Origin of the sequence: Streptococcus alactolyticus (assembly GCF_012277075.1) — a bacterium.
Taxonomy (GTDB): domain Bacteria; phylum Bacillota; class Bacilli; order Lactobacillales; family Streptococcaceae; genus Streptococcus; species Streptococcus alactolyticus.
This window is the reverse complement of the sequence record NZ_JAAXMT010000008.1, coordinates 21777-38744: the sequence shown is the minus strand read 5'-3', so window position 1 is coordinate 38744 and position 16968 is coordinate 21777. Positions and strand designations below refer to the sequence as shown.

20 protein-coding genes and 1 pseudogene are annotated in these 16968 nt (G+C 40.0%); 2 read left to right on the top strand and 19 right to left on the bottom strand.

All coding sequences use genetic code 11. The features are described 5' to 3' along the window. Window positions 1-32: 32 nt before the first annotated feature. The 7 genes and pseudogenes from groES to HFK82_RS05340 form a co-directional block, all read right to left on the bottom strand. Window positions 33-317 carry a co-chaperone GroES gene (gene groES, locus HFK82_RS05370; RefSeq protein WP_154454134.1) on the bottom strand — a complete coding sequence of 95 codons (285 nt, stop codon included), beginning with the start codon at window positions 315-317 and terminating at the stop codon, window positions 33-35. Window positions 318-541: 224 nt separating this feature from the next. After that, window positions 542-979, bottom strand: coding sequence for a histidine kinase (locus tag HFK82_RS09305; protein WP_240928925.1), 438 nt, complete (start codon window positions 977-979; stop codon window positions 542-544). Window positions 980-1333: 354 nt separating this feature from the next. After that, window positions 1334-2299, bottom strand: a pseudogene (locus HFK82_RS05360) (substrate-binding domain-containing protein). A gap of 164 nt (window positions 2300-2463) precedes the next feature. Then, on the bottom strand, window positions 2464-2859 hold the full coding sequence (locus tag HFK82_RS05355) for a single-stranded DNA-binding protein (protein ID WP_168261079.1): 396 nt from the start codon (window positions 2857-2859) through the stop codon (window positions 2464-2466). A 70-nt stretch (window positions 2860-2929) separates the two neighbouring features. Next, window positions 2930-3559: a YtpR family tRNA-binding protein gene (gene ytpR / locus HFK82_RS05350; RefSeq protein WP_168261078.1), complete on the bottom strand. Its 630-nt coding sequence runs from the start codon at window positions 3557-3559 to the stop codon at window positions 2930-2932. Window positions 3560-3567: 8 nt separating this feature from the next. After that, window positions 3568-3885: a thioredoxin family protein gene (locus HFK82_RS05345; protein WP_168261077.1), complete on the bottom strand. Its 318-nt coding sequence runs from the start codon at window positions 3883-3885 to the stop codon at window positions 3568-3570. Beyond that, window positions 3882-4172, bottom strand: a complete 291-nt coding sequence (locus HFK82_RS05340; protein ID WP_154454138.1) for a DUF4651 domain-containing protein — start codon at window positions 4170-4172, stop codon at window positions 3882-3884. The genes HFK82_RS05345 and HFK82_RS05340 overlap by 4 nt, the downstream gene beginning before the upstream one ends. Window positions 4173-4227: 55 nt before the next feature. On the opposite strand from HFK82_RS05340, the gene pepA reads away from it, so the two are divergent. After that, window positions 4228-5295, top strand: coding sequence for a glutamyl aminopeptidase (gene pepA, locus HFK82_RS05335; RefSeq protein WP_168261076.1), 1068 nt, complete (start codon window positions 4228-4230; stop codon window positions 5293-5295). Window positions 5296-5312: 17 nt separating this feature from the next. Continuing rightward, window positions 5313-6083 carry a pyrroline-5-carboxylate reductase gene (gene proC, locus HFK82_RS05330; protein ID WP_168261075.1) on the top strand — a complete coding sequence of 257 codons (771 nt, stop codon included), beginning with the start codon at window positions 5313-5315 and terminating at the stop codon, window positions 6081-6083. 33 nt (window positions 6084-6116) lie between these two features. Here the strand turns inward: proC and HFK82_RS05325 are convergent, their stop codons facing one another. The 12 genes from HFK82_RS05325 to rpoC form a co-directional block, all read right to left on the bottom strand. Continuing rightward, window positions 6117-6755 (bottom strand): CPBP family intramembrane glutamic endopeptidase, encoded by a 639-nt coding sequence (locus tag HFK82_RS05325; protein ID WP_168261074.1) that lies wholly within the window; start codon window positions 6753-6755, stop codon window positions 6117-6119. Window positions 6756-6875: 120 nt separating this feature from the next. Further along, window positions 6876-8090, bottom strand: coding sequence for an acetate kinase (locus HFK82_RS05320; RefSeq protein ID WP_168261073.1), 1215 nt, complete (start codon window positions 8088-8090; stop codon window positions 6876-6878). A gap of 51 nt (window positions 8091-8141) precedes the next feature. Further along, the gene (locus HFK82_RS05315) at window positions 8142-9098 is read right to left on the bottom strand and encodes a class I SAM-dependent methyltransferase (RefSeq protein WP_168261072.1); all 957 of its coding nucleotides are present in this window, start codon (window positions 9096-9098) and stop codon (window positions 8142-8144) included. Between the two features lie 74 nt (window positions 9099-9172). Beyond that, a complete protein-coding gene (comGG, locus tag HFK82_RS05310) occupies window positions 9173-9499 on the bottom strand; it encodes a competence type IV pilus minor pilin ComGG (RefSeq protein WP_168261071.1) in 327 nt (108 codons plus the stop codon). Beyond that, a complete protein-coding gene (gene comGF, locus HFK82_RS05305) occupies window positions 9471-9932 on the bottom strand; it encodes a competence type IV pilus minor pilin ComGF (protein ID WP_168261070.1) in 462 nt (153 codons plus the stop codon). The genes comGG and comGF overlap by 29 nt, the downstream gene beginning before the upstream one ends. Beyond that, entirely contained in the window at window positions 9892-10116 is a 225-nt protein-coding gene (gene comGE / locus HFK82_RS05300) for a competence type IV pilus minor pilin ComGE (RefSeq protein ID WP_154454160.1), read from the bottom strand. The genes comGF and comGE overlap by 41 nt, the downstream gene beginning before the upstream one ends. Window positions 10117-10138: 22 nt before the next feature. Continuing rightward, window positions 10139-10600: a competence type IV pilus minor pilin ComGD gene (gene comGD, locus HFK82_RS05295; RefSeq protein ID WP_394949410.1), complete on the bottom strand. Its 462-nt coding sequence runs from the start codon at window positions 10598-10600 to the stop codon at window positions 10139-10141. Next, window positions 10554-10847 (bottom strand): competence type IV pilus major pilin ComGC, encoded by a 294-nt coding sequence (gene comGC, locus HFK82_RS05290; protein WP_168261069.1) that lies wholly within the window; start codon window positions 10845-10847, stop codon window positions 10554-10556. Before comGC ends, comGD begins: the two co-directional genes overlap by 47 nt. Beyond that, window positions 10847-11923 carry a competence type IV pilus assembly protein ComGB gene (comGB, locus tag HFK82_RS05285; RefSeq protein WP_239472521.1) on the bottom strand — a complete coding sequence of 359 codons (1077 nt, stop codon included), beginning with the start codon at window positions 11921-11923 and terminating at the stop codon, window positions 10847-10849. Before comGB ends, comGC begins: the two co-directional genes overlap by 1 nt. Further along, window positions 11814-12755, bottom strand: coding sequence for a competence type IV pilus ATPase ComGA (comGA, locus tag HFK82_RS05280; RefSeq protein WP_239472519.1), 942 nt, complete (start codon window positions 12753-12755; stop codon window positions 11814-11816). Before comGA ends, comGB begins: the two co-directional genes overlap by 110 nt. Window positions 12756-12886: 131 nt before the next feature. Beyond that, complete coding sequence (locus tag HFK82_RS05275; RefSeq protein ID WP_168261067.1) at window positions 12887-13195, bottom strand: DUF1033 family protein; 309 nt, start codon at window positions 13193-13195, stop codon at window positions 12887-12889. A 116-nt stretch (window positions 13196-13311) separates the two neighbouring features. Continuing rightward, window positions 13312-16953 (bottom strand): DNA-directed RNA polymerase subunit beta', encoded by a 3642-nt coding sequence (gene rpoC / locus HFK82_RS05270; RefSeq protein ID WP_168261066.1) that lies wholly within the window; start codon window positions 16951-16953, stop codon window positions 13312-13314. Window positions 16954-16968: the final 15 nt, after the last annotated feature.

Sequence of the window (16968 nt, the reverse complement as noted above, 5' to 3'; positions counted from 1 at the left end):
TTTAATAGATTAACGTACCACTGACGTTTTTATTAAGCTAATACCGCTAAAATTTCTGCTTCACGAACAATCATGACTTTGTCGTCACCATCTTTGACTTCAATTCCAGAACCATGTTCAATAAGAACCTTGTCACCGGCAGCAACACTTGGTGCTACCAATTCACCAGTCAACGTACGGCTACCTTCACCGACAGACACAACAGTCGCTACTTGTGTTCTTTCTTTACTTACTCCAGCTAGGACAAGACCACCAACGGTTTGTTCTTTTTCTTCTTCGACTTTTAAAACAACACGATCTCCTAATGGTTTTAACATGCCTTTTGCCTCCAAATTTCTTATTTATCCTGAGAAATAGAAACCTAAATCTCAAATTAGCACTCTACACTCTTTAGTGCTAACTCATTACAAGAACTATTTTAGCACTTAGTCAGAAATAGTCAAGAAAAAAACTCAATTTCTAAAAAATAAGTCAAGCAGTTATTTGAGCATTGAAAAAGTTCCTAGCTGGGAGATTATCAGCATTAGGAACTTTTTCAATATTATGTCAAGGGGAAAAATAAACTACTTTTGATAGTATCGTGAATTTCACGCGCAATACGTCTACGTTCTCTATCCTCAGTAATTTTTTCAGATACTGCAACATATTCTTTTAATCGTGTATTCGCCTGTGACGCCATTAACAGCTCCTTTTCAATCTTATGATTTTCAGTGACAGAATAAACAATATAAGTTACCAATGAAATGATAAAAACAATAATATTTAACGAAACCAAGCAATTTTTTATAAAAAGAATGGCTAAACGTGTACTTGAAGGAAAAACATCAATATAGACATCTAATTCAGGAGTACGGACTAATAATGATAGAACATCGTAATTTGACAATAAAAGAGCGCCAAAGTTTGCTAAAATAAAGAATAGCCATGATCTCTTCTCACGAAAAGTATAAAAATCTGTATACGAAAAAAAGATATCCATGAAAACTAATAAAATCAAACCATTATAGGAAAACTGTAATGCTACAAATGTAGCTAAAAGTAAAAAAACCTCTAAAATAGCAAACCAATCACGAACTACTGTCTCTTTTTTTAACTTCTGATTTCTAGCATATATGACAAATAAAAGTATTGCAAAAAAAAAGATTAGACAAGCAAAAAATTTGTTCAGGTGAACCGGGAATAATACTAATCTTTTCTAATAAAGAGCGACTCAAACCATTATTGATAATATATTTAGTCGCTGCTAAATAAACCGAACTATAAAATAAAACAGCTAAAAAATTAATGATAATCAGAATAAATTTAGCCAAATCAATATTTCTTAGACTTTTCATCACTGCCATCCTGTTAAGTCAAAATTACATACAGTCTCACTAGTCATAAATTCAACAGGAATAATAATCTCCTTATCCACTGACCTTTATTTAAGTAAAGAATATCCTGTCTGTATAGCTCTTTTCCCCATGGTCAAAGGGGATTGGGCTACTGTTGCTTGAATTGAATTTGTTGTAGCTAATAGGTTCTTCATATCAGGGGAACTATCAACACCGTAGATTTTTATTGGAGTGCCTATATGTTTATTTTCAATTGCTGCTAGAGCACCGATAGCTACTTGATCATTAAGTGCCATTACTGTATCAAATTCCATACCTGAAGTAATTACAGATTCTACTTGCGGCATAGCAATTTCTGTTTGTCCTAAACAATCTCTTCGTTCAATCACTTGATAAGCGTCATTTCCTTCTATTGTATCTAAAAATCCATTGATACGTTCCACGGCAGATACCGCATCATTGTGCTCTAGTAACAAAATCTTAGCGTTAGATTTTATCTGCATTAAATTTTGAGCACATAGAACACCAGCTTGATAATTATCTGATACAATGATCGTATCTACTGAAGAATCGTCTGATAATTGACTATCTACAACAACGATTTTAATACCGGCTTTTTTAGCATCCTTTAAAGCTTTTATCAATTTTGGACTATTAGCGCTAACAGGATTGATAATAATGATATCAACTTCTTTTTGGATAAATGAGTCAATTTGTTGTTTTTGTTTATCTACATCTAGAGCGGGATCTCTAGTGTACAAAATATCATTATTCTCTTTAACAACCTTTTCAATTTCGTTGTTTAATACCTTATAAAAATCATTATTCATCGTCATATAGGTGGCACCAATTTTGATGCGACTCGAATTTGAGGGAAATATTTTATAATTTAAATAAGAGCCAATTACTATCAAAAAACCAAAGATGGCGCTCACTAAAATACCTAAATTTTTTTGTTTTTTCATTCTATACCTTTTCAATAATCTCTGAAAAACCAATAATTATTTTATCTTAATTATAACATTTTTAAATTGTATATACAATTCAGTCAAAAAGTATAGCTAGCACTTAAACTTCAACTATCATCCAACAAAAAACAGCCCAAGTCAAAAACTTGAACTGTTTCATATTAAAACGGGAGTTCCTCTTCTTCTAGTACGAGGTCGGCTAGGTTGTTTGGGGTGTTGTTTTCTCGCATGGCACGTTTGGTGCGGCTTTCTAATAACTGGAAAGAATGACATAGGACTTCGGTCACGTACTGCGTCTGTCCATTTTTATCGTATTTGCGTGTGCGAAGTTCGCCATCGACTGATATGAGGCTACCTTTTCCCGCGTAAGACGTTAGGGTTTCTGCCAAACGTCCCCAAACCACAAGGGAAATAAAATCCGCATCACGTTCCCCATTTTGCGATTTAAATCGTCTATTAACTGCCAAAGTCACGCGTGTGACTGATTTATCGTTTGGTGTTGTCACCAGCTCTGGTTGTACAGTCAGGCGACCAATCATAATAACTTTATTGTACATAAGCTTCCTCCTATCTTATTATTCGAAAAACAAGAGAAAAAAGAGCTGGAAACTCCAACTCCTTTCATTACTATTGAGCTTTCCAGTGTTTTTCTGGATCAAAGGCTTCGCCAACCACTGCTGTATCATCCAATTCAATGATCCCACGTTTTTGTGGCGCATTTGGAAGAGCCAATTCACGAGGTGAGCACATCATCCCAAAACTCTTTTCACCGCGAAGGGCACCTGGGAAAATCAAACTACCGTTTGGCATCATTGCACCTGGAAGAGCAACAATAGTTTTTAAGCCAACTGCTGCATTTGGCGCTCCTGCAACAATTTGAACGGTTTTATCATCTGAGATTTGCACTTGGCAAATATTCAAGTGGTCACTGTCTGAATGAGCAGCCATTTCTTTGATTTGACCAACGACAAATTTTGGTGATGGGTCATTTTCCAATTGCTCGCTGAAGTCTTCTTTTGTCAATTCAGCGTTAAGGGTTGCCACATCTTGGTCAGACAAGGTCACTTGACCCTTACCACTAATCGCAATCAAGCTTGACACATCAAAAATATTCCAAGCAACTGTTTCACCATTTTTTTCAAGAAATACGCGTGATACCTTGCCTTTGCGTTCGTAATCAAGCTTAGCACCCTTACTATCTTTGACAATCACCATAAGGACATCACCGACGTGTTCTTTGTTGTACGTAAAAATCATTTTCTCTCCTATTTCAATTCAGCTAAAAAGCTGTTAATTTCTGCTCTGGTTTTGCGTAATTTGTTGACTAAACGCCCGATTTCTTTGCCATTTTCGGTCACTACAAAACTTGGAATACCAAAAATATCCCAGCGTTGTGCGACTTCCATAAATTCGTCACGATCAACACGGACAAAGGTAAATTCAGGATTTTCAGTTTCAATCTCTGGCATGACAGGATAGATAAATTGGCAATCTGGGCACCAATTTGCCGTAAAAAAGAAAACCACTTTACCAGGTTTTTCCAAATAAGTCGCCATTTCTTCATAAGACGCTGGACTAATCATTTTTTCTCCTCCACATAGCTAATGTCACCCCTTTGGTGAACAAATCGAAAAGTACGACCATCTGTCAGGACAACACCACCTGTCGTTGTTGTTTTGTCAGACTCAAAATGATTCACATAAAGAACCAAAATAGAACCAAGCTGACTAAAACAATCACGCACTTCTCTTTTAACTCTTTCTTGCCGTTTCTTTTCCTGTTGCTTGCTTAACATTGTGCTAAAGGCGATAAGACCAGTCACTCCCACCACACTAGAGCCCAAAAGGAAACTGCTTTTTTTACTTATCATACGCTTTATTTTACCATTTTTATGCTAAAATAGAAAATATAGAATCGAGGTTTTTATGTCAGAATTATTTTCTAAAATAAAAGAAGTTACAGAACTTGATGGTATTGCAGGCTATGAGTACAACGTTCGAGACTTTTTACGTTCGAAAATCACGCCACTAGTTGATAACGTGCAAACAGATGGTCTGGGCGGTATTTTTGGAATCAAAAACTCTGATGCCAAAGAGGCTCCACGTATCATGGTGGCCTCTCACATGGACGAAGTCGGTTTTATGGTGAGCGACATCAAAGCAGATGGGACAATGCGTGCCGTGGGTATCGGCGGCTGGAACCCTTTGGTTTTGAGTTCGCAACGTTTTACCCTTTACACTCGTGAAGGTCGTGCCATTCCAGTTGTATCTGGTTCTGTTCCACCACATTTTCTTCGTGGGGCAAATGGCTCTGCATCACTTCCAAAAATCGATGACATTATTTTTGATGCTGGATTTGCAGACAAGGCAGAAGCAGAAAGCTTTGGTGTCCTTCCTGGTGATATCATTGTACCAAAATCAGAAACCGTCCTTACGGCTAACCAAAAAAATGTGATTTCTAAAGCTTGGGATAATCGCTTTGGTATTTTAATGGTGACTGAATTGCTCGAAAGCCTTAAAGGAAAACGCTTGGACAACACCCTTATCGCTGGGGCAAATGTTCAAGAAGAAGTTGGGCTGCGTGGGGCACACGTGTCAACAACCAAATTCAAACCTGAACTCTTCTTTGCCGTTGATTGTTCACCTGCGGGAGATATTTATGGCAACCAAGGTACAATTGGCGACGGAACCCTTTTCCGTTTCTACGACCCAGGCCACATCATGCTAAAAAATATGCGTGATTTCCTTTTGACAACTGCCGAAGAAGCTGGTATCAAATACCAATATTATCCTTCTAAAGGGGGAACAGACGCTGGTGCTGCCCACCTTCAAAATGAGGGTATCCCATCAACAACTATCGGTGTTTGTGCCCGTTACATTCACTCACACCAAACCCTTTACGCTATGGATGACTTCTTACAAGCCCAAGCCTTCTTACAAGCCATTGTTAACAAATTAGACCGCTCAACTGTTGATTTAATCAAAAATTATTAGAGAGGAATGAAGGAAGCATGAAAATTGGATTTATCGGAGTTGGTAAAATGGCCTCTGCCATTATCAACGGACTCAAGACAACATCGCATGACATTATCATTTCAGGGTCATCACTAGCTCGCTCACGCGAAATAGCTGAGCAGCTAAATGTAACGGCAGCACCATCACACCAAGAACTCATTGACCAAGTGGATTTGGTTGTCCTTGGTATCAAGCCACAAATGTTTGAACCTGTTCTTTCCGAACTTCATTTTCATCAACCTATTCTATCAATGGCTGCAGGTGTCACCTTGGAGCGTCTTGGCAAATTAACAAGCCCTGAACTGCCCTTGATTCGCATCATGCCAAATATCAACGCACAAATTTTAAAAAGTACAACGGCTATTTGCATCAATGAACACGTTTCTGAAGAACTGTTCACAAGCGCTAAAGAAATCACGGACAGTTTTGGTACAACGTTTGACATACCAGAAAAAGATTTCGACACCTTTACAGCCCTTGCTGGTTCTAGTCCAGCCTACATTTACCTATTTATCGAAGCGCTCGCCAAAGCGGGTGTCAAATACGGTATTCCAAAGGGCAAATCATTAGAAATTGTCACACAAACGGTCCTAGCCAGCGCTGAAAATTTGCTGCAAGGGGCTGATAGCCCACACGATTTGATTGATAAAATCTCAAGTCCTGGTGGTACAACTATCGCAGGATTGCTTGACCTTGAAAAAACAGGTTTAACAGCTAGCGTCATCTCTAGCATTGATGCCACAATTGATAAAGCCAAAAACTTATAATAGTCAAAAAGCTGAGCGAAAGCCCAGCTTTTTTTATAACAATAACATGAAAAGCACACCCAAAGCATTGTTAATAAAATGAACAGCTATCGTGTACTCGAGCTTTTGCGTACGGTGATAAATGAGAGCGAGAACCAACCCCATACCGCCATAAATAATCCAACTTCCAAGGTCAGTCGGCATGTGCAACAAGCCAAACAAGAAAGAACTTAACAAAACACCAAGGTAAGAATTGTTAAAGACCTTTCCTAAAATCAGCCCTCGCATGACCGTTTCTTCCACAATCGGTGCAGTAATCACCGTCAACGTAATTAGCAATATTGGCGACATACCAACTTGCTCAATCGCTGCTTGATTGCCTGTATTGGCGTCAAGGCCTTTTTCCAAAACCAAAATGACACCACCAATATATTTGACAACCGTCAAGGCCGTAAAGCCAATAAGAATGATTTTCCAAGCCTGCCAGGTTTTTAAATCCTCCAACTGTTTCAAAAAACCAACACGCCTAGCAACGTAAATCGTAAAAATTGACACCACCAGCAAAGCCAAAGTAATTCCCAAAGTTTGGTTGAATGGTTGGTTAGCTCTAATAAAAACCGTTGGCAATTGTTCTAAAAAAATCAGAGTAAAAGCCAAGAAAAAATAACCCACGGCCGTTACAAATCGTTTCATTTCATCATCTCTCCTAACATCCTGTTTCGTACTATTGTAAACAAAATCCAGCCCAAAAACAATCCAAACAACTGCAAAAAAGCTGACCCAAATGGGCCAGCTTTAATGGTCTTATCATATTTAATAATTGATAACTTCGTTAGTTGCGTTTTTAAAACGCTCAACATCACGCGCAATCACGAGTTCCTCATCTGTTGGGATGACCATAACTTTCACGCGTGCTTGATCCGTTGAAATCACGCCATAAGCACCTGGTACATTCTTAGCAGGATCAATATCCACACCAAACCAAGTCATGCCAGCAATAATATCCTCACGCACGACATCTGAATTTTCACCAATACCAGCCGTAAAGATAACTGCATCTGCGCCATTTAACACAGCAAAGTACTGCGCAATGTATTTTCGCAAACGGTCGATATACATATCATAAGCTAACTCGCAATTAGCATCTCCAGCTTCTTTGCCAGCAAGAATATCACGCATATCACTTGATTTTTCAGAGACACCAAGAAGCCCTGACTGACGGTTTAGCACTGTTCGAATGTCGTCAGACGTATTGAGTTCAGGATCTGAATCCATTAAGAAAGCAATCACACCAGGATCAATACTTCCTGAACGTGTCCCCATCATGGTACCACCAAGTGGTGTCAAGCCCATTGACGTATCAACCGATTGACCACCCTTAACCGCAGTAACTGAAACCCCATTACCAATGTGGCAAGTAATCAATTTCAACTCTTCCAATGGTTTTCCAAGGACTTTGGCAGCTTCTTGGGCGACGTATTGATGACTAGTCCCGTGTGCTCCATATTTACGTACCTTGTATTCTTTGTAGTAGCGGTTCGCAATTGGGTAGCGATAAGCGACTTTTGGCATTGATGTGTGAAAAGCCGTATCAAAAACAACGACACTGGTAATATCTGGCAAAAGCTCTTTAAAGGCTTTGATACCAAGGACTGCTCCAGGGTTGTGTAGAGGAGCCAAAGTTGACAACCCTTCCACTTTTTGAATGACATCATCCGTCACCAATGCAGACTCTTTAAAATATTCGCCACCAGCCACAACACGATGTCCGACACCGTCAATTTCGTCATAGCCTGTGATAATAGCCATCAAAATCAAATTATCCAACAAAATTTTAACAGCTGCCGTATGGTCTGGAATATCTCTTGTTTCTGAATGAGTTTTCCCTTTGAATTTAACCGTAGAAATCCCACAAGAAAGACCAATACGCTCAATTAACCCTTTTGCAATAACCTCTTCTTCTGGCATATTGTATAATTGCCATTTTAGACTTGAGCTTCCTGCATTGATAGAAATCGTTTTTGCCATAACTTTACCTCTAAAGCGCTTTCTTAATATAACTCATTCTATCATATTTTTTTAGAAAAGCCTATTGTCTTTTTTCCAATTTTGAAATTCTTTTACAAAATCTTCCAAAACAGCTTGTTCTTTCAAATCTACCAAGGGGTAAACAAAAGTTTCAACTGGATGAGTGGATTGTTTTTTGAAAACAAAGATGGACTTGGTGCTGGCTGCACTACCAAATAAGGTTTCAGGCAAGGTAATGACCGCAATCACATCTGCATAGCCTTTTAACCACTCTTTCAGCAAATCACTCTGTGGACTTGTCAACAAATCAGACGGTGCTAAAAAGATAGCCAAACCATCTTTTTTCAGGTATTTCAAAGATTGCTCCATTAACAAATGGTGAGCGTAGGTGTGTTCTTTGTTGCTAGCCACTTGGTAACGTTTAGCAATGGCATCATTAGGATAAAAACCGACTGGTAAATCACTAATAATCACATCACTTTCTTTTAAAATTTGTGGGCGTACAGCATCCTCTTGGATAAACTGAGCAGATGAGCCCATCACTTCAGCGATACTAGCAGATAAATCAATCAATAAATCATCCACTTCAATACCAAGATAGTTCAGGGTTTTGGAACTGTTTGTTAATAAAGTTTCAGCCAAATTTCCCGTTCCACTACCGATTTCTAACACATCAACCGTATCAGGGGCTGTTAAGCTTTCTACTAAAAAGAGTAAGATAAAGCCCACGCTATCTGGTGTGAATTGGTGATTGGCTTGTAATTGCTCGGTTTGAGCTGCCTTAATGAAAATAAATTGAAAGGCTCTACGCCACTCTTCCTGACTTAATTGCAATTGACGTAGTTTGTCATTATTTGCAGCTACTTCCTCACTTGCACCTTCTTCTCCAAGATAAAACGAGTTTTGTTCAATCAGGGCATCGTAAAGATGTGTTTTCAACTCATTTTCAATCAATTGGATATTTTCTAAAATTAAATCGTAGGCTTGTTCGATTTTTTCAAAATTCATAGTTTCCTCCGCACGTTTTATCATATCAAAAAATAAGAAAAATGGGAAGAAGTCACCTTTTTCAAAAAAAGTCACTAATCATTTTCATCATTTCTGTGAAATTGGGATTGAAATTCTTGCTGATTGGCTAAGGTGACGGTGATATGAATATGCTGACCTTGAATGTGATATTGAGCCTTGCCTTTGTCAAAATGCATTTGTCCTGAATGTTCCTTGGCAAACTTATCCACTACTTTTGCCATCAGATAAGCCTGACTTGAGGCTCGCTGCGCTTGGTGTTTTTGCTCAACTGCTACCACGCGCCCCAAATAAAACTGCAAAACCAAGGCAAATACAGCTACCATGAGCAAAGAATACAGCAAAATACCAGCCTTAACCTTCCGTCTTAAAAGTGTAAACAAATTCTCTCTCCATACGATTTTTGAAGCCAAGTTTGATCGTTACTTGCTGACCGTCTTGTGATATGCTCGATGATTGCAAGCCAAAAAGCATGGGTTGGTAACCACGACCAGAAGCGTTTGTTTTGCGAAAATCATGGCTGTTAGATTGACCAAAAGCTAGGTGCTGATTGGCTTTAGTGACATACAGTTTATTAGATGCTACTCTGTCTAATTGGCTCCCCTCTAGTTCCGAGCGTAATTGCTGGGAAAATAAAAGCCACTCTTCTTCCTGATTGTTGGATAGGTAGTGGATATTGGCTTTGACCGAACGTGCTAAACCGTCATAAACCAAGACCGTTCCTGCGATAACCAGCAACGCCACCAAGCATTCTAAAAGGGTGAATGCTTTTAGTCTAGTCTTTTTTAATGTGTAATATCCGTTTTTTTCCTTCATAAACTAAAAGCTCACCTTCTTGTTCTACAATGCTGACCTCGACCCCATTGATTGCCAAATGACCTTGTTCTGTTTGAATCGCCATTGTTGCCACATTTAATACTTCTTGTTGGTGCAGGCTTGCTTGCATCTGTTGCCTGCTTTTGGTGACTTCTCCCAAAACAAGACTGGTAATGGTCGCCATTAAGCCCAAGGCAACTAAACTCTCAAGGAGTATGTAGGCGGCTACTCTCTGTTTTTTTATATTTACCACTCCCTAAATACAATTGATAATAAATCTCTTTGTCTTGTAATTGAAAAACAACCTTGCCCAAAGATGAATTGCCCCCTTCCTTGCTCAATACAATCTGCTTGGTATCTCCCACTTTTACCTGACGTGGAAGGCTCACCTTAGACACGCCATTTGAAATCGCATCTTCTGAAATAGTCAAAGTCATTGCTCTTTGGTTAACGTTGGCTAGCGTTTGCGTATCGCGATAAAGATTTTCAAACGATAAAAAGAACAAGGTTTCTTCCACACTTTGAAAAATACCGTTTAGCGAACCCGACAAACTCATGACCATAAAACACGTTATGCCCAAAGTCACCAAGGATTCCAAAATGGTAAAAGCTGGAACACCTTCATTGCTTAGTTTTGCGATAGGTTTCGGCTTGATCACCTGTAATATAACCCGCTTTAACAAGTTGTTCAATGCTTGGTTTCTCACCTTCTTTGAGTTCATAAAGCGATAGCTGACTTTCTACCACCTTGACCACTGCCTTGTTACCTTTTTCACGCACCGCATCTTTTTGATTGCTTAAATTTGGTACAAAAAGCAACATCAAAACGCTAATAATAAGCAAAACAATTAACATTTCCACCAGAGTGAATCCACGAACAGTCTTTCTACGCCATTTAGCTAATCTATTTTTCATTAAAAATACCCTCCCATATTTTGATACATTGGCAACAACATCGCTACGTAAATCAAGACAATCACCAAAGCCACAAAGATAAAGACTAGCGGTTGAATCAACTGGGTTGCTTGGTTCATTTTGCCAAAGAAACGTTGCCAGGTTTCCTCGGCGTAAATGTCTAATTCACTGCCTAATTTTGATTTGATTTCACCGTACTCAATCATCAGTCCTAGTTCTGTCAGAAAAAAAGGATAATCCAATACTTTTTGATGAAAGGCTTGTCCTGACAGTAAAGCTTCTTGCATATCTTGCCCAATTTCTTGAAACAAGCGTGATTTTTGTTGCTGCATAATCGCCACAATGTCAATTAACTCAACACCTTGACCGATGAGGTTGCCCCATTCCCGTGCGTAATAAGCCGTCAAATACAACCGAATGGTATTTCCAATAAAAGGAAGGCGACTGAGTTGACTGTACACCCGAATGCGAGGCAAGCGTTTTTGGTAAAGATAAAGCGCAAGAACCACGAGCGTAATCATCACAGTTCCCACTAAAAACAGCAGGGGAAAATGCTGAATCAACTGAGTGGCTAGATTGCTACCTTCCAGTTGTGGCAATAAATAATGATTTAGCCCCACCATAATCAACACAAGGAAGCCAAGTAACATGACAGGGTAGGTCATAACCTCGAGCAATTTCTTTCTCACGGCACCCATGCTAGTTAGATAGGCATCAATTTTTACAAGGCTCCTTTGACTATTGCCGTGAATATCCGCCAAAGCCATCTGCGTTACAATCGTATCAGAGAAACCTAGCTGGGACATCATGAGCGATAGATTACCTCCAGCCAATAAGCTATTTTGCATCACATCGATATAATCAGCCTCCAGCAGCTGACTACGTCTTAGAAAGGACAGAATTTCCGACAAATGAAAGCCACTATGAAACAAATTATTAAATAACTGAATGAGTTTTCGTTGTTTGCTAAAGGGTAATTTTTTCAATGGCCGCTTGTTCTTTGGAAAGATGTCCTTGTGCAACCAACTGGTCCATTTTTTGATTCCAGTTGCTTGGCTGGTGCTCTTTAAATCCATCTTTTGCAACATCTATCACACCTCCTCCCCCAATTAACCGTTGGTAAACCACTGCGTGCAGACTATTCTCCAACTCTTGCTGACTGATACCTAATTCCAATAAACGCGCATAAACACCTGAAATGCTTTTAGCATGAATGGTCGAAAATACCACAGCTCCTGTTAAACTGGCCCTAATAACCGCGTGTGCCGTATCGCTATCACGAATTTCTCCGATAATGAGAATATCTGGTCGATGCCGCAAGGACAATTTGATCAGCTCATCGTAAGTCATGCCTATTTCATCGTTTAATTGCAGCTGCAACATATTATCCTGCTGAATTTCCACAGGATCTTCGATGGTAATGATTTGTTTATCTGGAAATTTTTCCTGAACCAACTGATACATCAGCGTGGTTTTTCCACTACCAACTGGACCTGAAAAGAGATAAAGTCCCCTACCATTGACAACAGATAAAGCTTCCTCTAGCCCATCAAACCAATAATGGAGAGATTTTTGACCATAATAAAGCAAACGAATTACCAAACTCTCTCGACCGCGGTAGTCCCCGACACTTGATAAACGTAGCGAGATTTGCTCATCTTCTGCAAAGGTGTAGTCGCACGAACCTAGTTGGCTACGACGCTTTTCCCCAACGTCCATGCCTGCGACAAATTTAAAATGGCTAATCAGGTTAGTCATTTTGTCAGCATCAAAGCAATCTATCAATTCCTTGTCATTGCCTAGCCGATAATAGACTTCATAGCGGTTTTGCCTAGGTAGGATATAAATATCTTGAGCAGCTTTAGCGACCGCATTTGCTATGATAGCTTTTGCTAAATCTTGAATCATAAAAACCTCCTCATCTCATTATTCGAAAAAAGAAAGGTATCATGGCCATTTAGCCAAAAACAAAAAAAAATAGCTAAGCTACCTTCTTCGCTTATATAAAGAGTAAGCATTGCCTACTCCATTAAATACATTTAGTAAGACAATGCCTCTTTTGATAACTCACGACCATCTTCGAGTATAACAATGGAATGGTACTGTTGCAAGTAGCTGCCACACATCTCACACCAGCGTTGGTCCTCTTGGTTCCAAAAAGCTGCTTGAAAATTGTCATGGCATTTACAACTTGGTAAAGATGATTTGAGTGTTTGGCATTCTTGTTGGTAAAAAGCACGTGCTTCTTCAAAATCATCAAAGCATTTTGTTTCTATGATGTCTTCCTGCCAATTTTCCAATGACCACCAGGGTTCCCAGTCGCCATATATTTTTACAACTTGATACATTTACCTCACTTCCTTTTAAGATTTATTATATAAAAATTAACGCTATTTTAAAAAATTTTTGCTTATTTATCATGATTACAAAAAAAGAGAGAACGAATCGTTCTCTCTTTTGGGTTTTATTCAGCACTTGTGATGATTTCTTCTTCCACCACAACATCTACTTCTTCAGTAGGTTCAAACTCATTAACAGCTTGTGGTTCGATATTGCGGTAACGTGCCATACCTGTACCAGCTGGGATAATCTTACCGATGATAACATTTTCTTTAAGACCAAGAAGATGATCTTTCTTACCACGTATAGCGGCATCTGTAAGAACACGAGTTGTTTCTTGGAATGATGCTGCTGACAAGAATGAATTTGTTTCAAGGGAAGCTTTGGTAATACCCATCAAGACTGGACGTGATGTCGCAGGAATACCACCAGCAATAACGATGTCTTTGTTGGCATCTGTAAAGTCTGAGATGTCCATCAAAGTACCTGGAAGCAATTCTGTATCACCTGGATCCATGATACGAACTTTACGAAGCATTTGGCGAACCATTACTTCGACGTGTTTGTCACCGATTTCTACCCCTTGGCTACGGTAAACTTTTTGTACCTCAGCAAGAAGGTAAGTTTCAACTGACAAGGTGTCACGAACTTCAAGCAAGCGTTTTGGTTGGATAGAACCTTCAGTCAATGGGGCACCACGGTGTACTTCGTCACCGACAGCTACTTTCATGCGAGCTGTAAATGGTACCACGTATTCACCTGTACCTGTTTTACCTTGTACAAAGACTTTCTTCGTACGTGTTGCGGCATCTTCTTCGATGTCAACAACAGTACCCTTAACTTCTGTGATGACCGCTTCCCCTTTAGGATTACGGGCTTCAAAGATTTCTTGGATACGAGGAAGACCTTGTGTGATGTCGGTATTTGACGCTACACCACCCGTGTGGAAGGTACGCATGGTCAACTGTGTACCAGGTTCACCGATAGATTGAGCGGCGATTGTACCAACAGCTTCACCAACTTCAACGGCATCGCCTGTCGCAAGGTTGATACCATAACAGTGGCGGCAAACACCGTGGCGAGTATTACATGTAAATACTGAACGGATGGTTACTTCTTCAACACCAGCTTTAACAATAGTAGCAGCCAAGTCTTCTGTGATTAAAACATCAGGACCAACAATGACTTCGCCTGTTTCTGGGTGTTTAACAGATTTCTTAGTGTAACGACCAACAAGACGTTCTTCAAGTGTTTCTGTCACTTCTTTTCCGTCTGTAATGGCGCTGATTACAAGACCACGGTCAGTTCCACAGTCGTCTTCACGAATGATAACGTCTTGGGCAACGTCAACCAAACGACGTGTCAAGTATCCAGAGTCAGCAGTCTTAAGGGCTGTATCAGTCATACCTTTACGCGCACCGTGAGTTGAGAAGAACATTTCCAAAACAGACAAACCTTCACGGAAGTTAGATAGGATAGGCAATTCCATGATACGTCCGTTCGGAGCGGCCATCAAACCACGCATACCGGCAAGTTGTGAGAAGTTAGAGATATTACCACGGGCTCCTGAGTCCATCATCATAACGATTGGGTTCTTAGGATCTTGTGTTTCAATCAGACGTTGTTCCAACTCTTCTTTTGCTTCACGCCAAGTTGTCGTAACCGCAACATAACGTTCATCGTCAGTGATAAGACCACGACGGAAGGCTTTGTTAATTTGTTCAACTTTCGCGTGAGCGGCATTGATGATTTCTTGTTTGTTATCAATAACTGGGATATCGGCAATACCCACTGTCAAACCAGCAAGGGTTGAGTGGTAGTAACCGAGGTCTTTCAAACGGTCAAGGAAAGCAGATGTTTCTGTTGTACGGAAACGTTTGAAGATTTCAGCAATGATATTTCCAAGATTTTTCTTCTTGAATGGAATGTTTGTTTCAAGGTTATCAATGACAGACTGGATTTCTTGACCTGGTGCCAAAAAGTATTTATCTGGTGTTTTTTCAGTCAAGTTAGCGTTGTTTGGCTCTTGAAGGTATGGTAGATCATCAGGCATGATAGCGTTGAAGAGGATTTTACCAACTGTTGTCACCATGATTTTATGTCTTTGTTCATCTGTCCATGGTTTGTTTGGCATACTATCAACAGCGATACCAACACGTGAATGCAAGTGAACATAACCATTGCGGTAAGCCATAATCGCTTCGTCACGGTCTTTAAAGACCATACCTTCCCCTTCACGACCTGGATCTTCCATTGTCAAATAGTAGTTACCAAGAACCATATCTTGAGATGGGGTTACGACTGGTTTACCATCTTTAGGGTTAAGGATGTGTTCTGCGGCCAACATAAGAAGACGTGCTTCTGCTTGCGCTTCTTCTGAAAGCGGCACGTGGATGGCCATTTGGTCACCGTCAAAGTCGGCATTGTAGGCCTCACAAACAAGTGGGTGAAGACGAAGGGCTTTACCATCGATAAGGACTGGTTCAAATGCTTGAATACCCAAACGGTGAAGAGTCGGTGCGCGGTTAAGAAGTACTGGGTGTTCTTTAATGACTTCTTCAAGAATATCCCAAATGCGTTCGTCACCACGTTCAACCATACGTTTAGCAGCTTTTACGTTACCAGCGTAGTCACGCGCTACAATTTCACGCATAACAAATGGTTTGAACAATTCGATAGCCATTTCACGTGGCACACCACATTGGTACATTTTAAGTGTTGGACCTACGGCGATAACAGAACGACCTGAGAAGTCAACACGTTTACCAAGCAAGTTTTGACGGAAACGACCTTGTTTACCTTTAAGCATGTGGCTCAAAGATTTCAATGGACGGCTACCAGGACCTGTGATTGGACGACCACGACGACCATTGTCGATAAGGGCATCAACCGCTTCTTGCAACATACGTTTTTCGTTTTGCACGATGATACCAGGGGCATTCAATTCAAGCAAACGAGCCAAACGGTTGTTACGGTTAATTACACGACGGTAAAGGTCATTCAAGTCTGATGCCGCAAAACGTCCACCATCCAATTGAACCATTGGACGCAGATCTGGTGGAATAACTGGCAAGATGTTAAGTACCATCCATTCTGGTTTGTTACCAGATTTGTAGAAGGCATCTAACACATCCAAACGACGAACAGCTTTGATACGTTTTTGACCAGTAGCCGTTTTCAATTCTTCTTTTAATTCAGCGATTTCAGATTTTAAATCAACGCGTTTAAGAAGGTCTTGGATGGCTTCAGCACCCATTTTCGCAACAAATGAGCCTTGTCCATATTCTTGTAATTTTTCACGGTATTCGCGCTCAGTCAAAAGTGATTTTGGTTCAAGCGGTGTATCTTTTGGATCAATAACAACGTAAGCTGCGAAGTAGATAACTTCTTCAAGAGCACGTGGGCTCATGTCCAATGTAAGCCCCATACGTGATGGAATACCTTTGAAATACCAGATGTGAGAAACGGGTGCTTTCAATTCGATGTGTCCCATACGTTCACGACGAACTTTAGCACGTGTTACTTCAACACCACAGCGGTCACAAATAATCCCTTTGTAACGAATACGTTTGTATTTACCACAAGCACATTCCCAGTCTTTTGTTGGACCAAAGATAACTTCGTCAAAAAGTCCTTCACGTTCGGGTTTGAGCGTACGATAATTGATTGTTTCAGGTTTTTTAACTTCACCATAAGACCATGAGCGGACTTTGCTTGGTGAGGCTAATGTGATTTGCATACTTTTAAAACGATTTACGTCAACCACTAGATTTACCTTTCT